The organism is Aquirufa beregesia (genome assembly GCF_011090385.1).
GTDB lineage: Bacteria > Bacteroidota > Bacteroidia > Cytophagales > Spirosomataceae > Aquirufa > Aquirufa beregesia.
In genome coordinates, this window is the sequence record NZ_SEWW01000019.1 from 1 (window position 1) to 3,471 (window position 3,471).

Annotated in this window: 2 protein-coding genes; both read left to right on the plus strand. The window is 37.8% G+C overall.

From position 1 onward, the window contains the following. Window positions 1-269: 269 nt before the first annotated feature. On the plus strand, window positions 270-1,574 hold the full coding sequence (rmuC, locus tag EWU23_RS13680) for a DNA recombination protein RmuC (protein ID WP_166233169.1): 1,305 nt from the start codon (window positions 270-272) through the stop codon (window positions 1,572-1,574). Between the two features lie 1,001 nt (window positions 1,575-2,575). After that, a complete protein-coding gene (locus EWU23_RS13685; RefSeq protein WP_166233171.1) occupies window positions 2,576-3,277 on the plus strand; it encodes a DUF6090 family protein in 702 nt (233 codons plus the stop codon). The last annotated feature ends 194 nt before the right edge of the window (window positions 3,278-3,471 follow it).

A 3,471-nucleotide genomic window follows, 5' to 3' on the forward strand; every position in this document is an offset into this window, starting at 1 on the left:
GTTAATCCTAAGACGAATTCCGCTGCGCGGAACCGATTGTCACTCCGCATACGGCTTTAATCTTTGACACTTAGCTTTAGCCTACGCACTAGGTCAAAGATGCGCCTGCCGCTTCGCTCATGCTGCGCTCCCATCTTTCGTTGGATTAACCCTTTTAAATAGAGGTTAGTTATTAGAAAATAGAATGTAGACCGAATCCATTTATAATTTATCATTCATCATTTATAATTCACCATTTACCATTCTACATTTTCCCTATCTTTGCATCCATGACTATCCTCTACATCTTTCTCGGAATAATCGCTGGGGCGGGCTTAACCTACCTCCTACTGCAAGGCAAAATCAATTTGCTATTGAGCCAATTGGCCCAATTCAATCAAGAACAAGCCAAATGGCAGGTGCTGGAAGCCGAGACCAAAAAGAAAATCCAAGATCTAGAACAAGAAAATAGAAGCATGTTTGGCCAAATATCTTTACTGGAAGGCCAAAATACCAGCCTCAAAGAATCTCTGGATAGCCAGAAGGCCGACGAGGACAAAATGCGTAAAATGTTGGTGGATATCAGCAATGAATCCGTGCTCCGACAAGGCAAAGTACTCAGTGAGCAACAACAAGTGAAGCTGAATGACGTACTCAATCCACTCAAAGAAAAACTGAAGGAGTTTGAAGAGAAAGTAAACCTGGGACAAAAGACCAGTCTGGAACAAAGTACCGTGTTGATGGAGCAAATCAAAAACCTAACCAGCCTCAACCAAACCGTTACCCAAAAAACAGAAGATTTGACCAATGCTCTCAAAGGTTCCAATAAAACCCAAGGAAACTGGGGTGAAATGATCCTAGAACGGGTGTTAGAAAGCTCTGGCCTGAAAAAAGGCTCTGAGTATGAAACACAATTTGTTACTAAAAATCAATTGAATGAAAGCATCAAACCGGATGCGGTGATTTTCTTGCCTGACAAGAAAAATCTGATCATTGATAGCAAAGTGTCCTTGGTGGCTTATGAACGCTACACCAGCGCCGAGGAAGGTACCGTGGAAAAGGATATTGCCCTTAAGGCCCACATTGAATCCTTAAAGAACCACATCAAAGAATTATCTGCCAAGGATTACCACACGGGTCTGAACTTGAATAGCCCCGATTTTGTCTTGCTATTCATCCCGATTGAATCTGGATTTGTGGCCACCATTTCCCAGGACACGACCTTATTCAACTTTGCTTGGGAAAGAAAAATTGTCTTGGTCTCCCCTTCTACCCTATTGGCTACGCTCAGGACGATTGCTTCCGTTTGGAAAACAGAATACCAAACACGTAATGCCATTGAAATAGCCCGACAAGCCGGAGATCTATACGATAAGTTTGTCAGCTTTACCCAAGACATGGAAGACGTAGGCAAACACATCAAAAAAGCCGAAGATGCCCACGTCAATGCCCTTAACAAGCTGAGCACTGGTAAAGGCAACCTCGTTACCCGCGCGGAGAAACTCCACAAACTAGGCATCAAGTCTACCAAAAAACTCAACCAAGGACTTATTCAGGATGATAATTCTGATGAAGAAGAGGAAAATGAATTATAGATTATAATTTATAGATTGTGAATGCCTGAATGACGTTGACCGTTTTATCAATTTTTGAATTCTACATACTTCATTTTACATTCTACATTGAGAGGTTAATCCCAACGAAAGATTGGAACGAAGCATGAGCGAAGCGGAAGGCGGATATTTGACCTTGCGCATAGGCCATGTGCGAAAGCGTCAAAGATTAAAGCCGTATGCGGAGTGACAATCGGTTCCGCATAGCGGAATTCGTCTTAGGATTAACCGTATTTCTTCTGTTTTTTTTGTTTCTTTTTTTATGAAAAAAAAGAAATGCCAAAGAAAGTTAAGCTCCAGAAAAAGTGATGAATTCAATGAGTCAAAGCTAAAGGACATGTTCACCTCCCTACGTTTCGGTGTAAACCGAAGGGTCATGTCAAATGACAGATAATAGGGATTTGCAATCCCATGTCAAATTTGGCTTCGAGAACCTCAGCCAACATTATTCGCAAACAATAGCATTCTACATTCTAAACACTAAAAACGAAACCATACTAACTAATACTACCACTGCGTTCATCACATTTCGCAGGGCTGCACGACGGTGTTTTCTATCAAAAATTCTACATTCTTCATTCCACATTCATCATTTTACATTCTACATTGAGAGGTTAATCCAATGATAAGTAGTAATTGTAATTGAATAACATTTTACACGAACGGTTGTTAGCTTTCCAATAGCTATTTCCCAGCCAGCAATTTGCCCAAAAACCTCTATTTTACCCCTAATGATGGATTAAACGACATATTCCCAATTTCTATTTTTTGTTTTCCTCTAAAATTCCATATGGTCTTTACAACAAAAGCTAGCTAAGGTACCTGCTGGATATGGTAGGCAAGTAGATTTTGGGTAGATTCGTGGCAGTATATGCGAAATACCTGATGGAGCAAGCCGACTAAAAGAGATTGTATAAGCAAATTATGCATCAATTAGGAACGACAGAAAGAACGAATCAACATAAAAATTACCAATCGAAAATATGCAAGAAGAAATAATAAAACACACTAAAAAAATCTATTCAGAGATGAACAATAAAAAACATTCTTTCAGTGAAAAAGTAAAAGAAATTCTAACGGAAATTTTAATTATTGTATTTGCCGTTACACTATCCATTTGGCTCCACTCTTGGAGCGAAGAAAACCATCAACAAAAAGAGGCACAATCATTTTTAATTGGCTTGAAAGACGATTTACAAAATGACATTTCAAACCTAGAAGAGACAAAAAATATATTAAATAAAACTCAACAACAAGTTTTCTTTAATTTACACCTCACTCCAGAAAAATTAGACAGTATAAGAGCTAATCATCAACAAATCAATTCAGGTACCAATTTCATCAATACATTAGTCAATAATGGACGATATGAAGGCTTTAAATCCAGTGGAAAAATAAATAATATAGAAAATCAAAATTTAAGGAATACGATTTTGAGTTATTATCAGCAAACTATTCCACAGATAGAACTGGTCGAAGGGGCATACGAAAAACTTACTTCTAGGTATGTCGATTTATTAATGAGTGGAGATGAAGATATCAATAAGACGATATTGAAAAAGAAGACAAAAATTATTTTGTCGGGTATTGATAATTTTACCCAATACAATCAAAAAACGTATGAAGACGCGATTAAGCAAGCAAGAAACATTATAAAAGAAATTGACAAAATAGAGACTGAATAAAAAAGAGAACGCACAATAGCTGTTTGACCATTTAGCGATTTAGGGCTGTTAGAATGAAGAATGCTACTGTCAATGCCTGAAATAGGTTGACCGTTTAAAAGTAAAATTTTAAACATAAAATCTATTATCCATGGCAAACAAAAAATCGTATCTTCAAAGTGTGTCGCAAAGACGCCTTCGTCATTTTAGTGACA

Bases quoted from the DNA above. Each gene is read 5' to 3' on its own strand.
- EWU23_RS13685 (WP_166233171.1), top strand. From the start codon at position 2,576: ATGCAAGAAGAAATAATAAAACACACTAAAAAAATCTATTCAGAGATG.
- rmuC (WP_166233169.1), top strand. From the start codon at position 270: ATGACTATCCTCTACATCTTTCTCGGAATAATCGCTGGGGCGGGCTTA.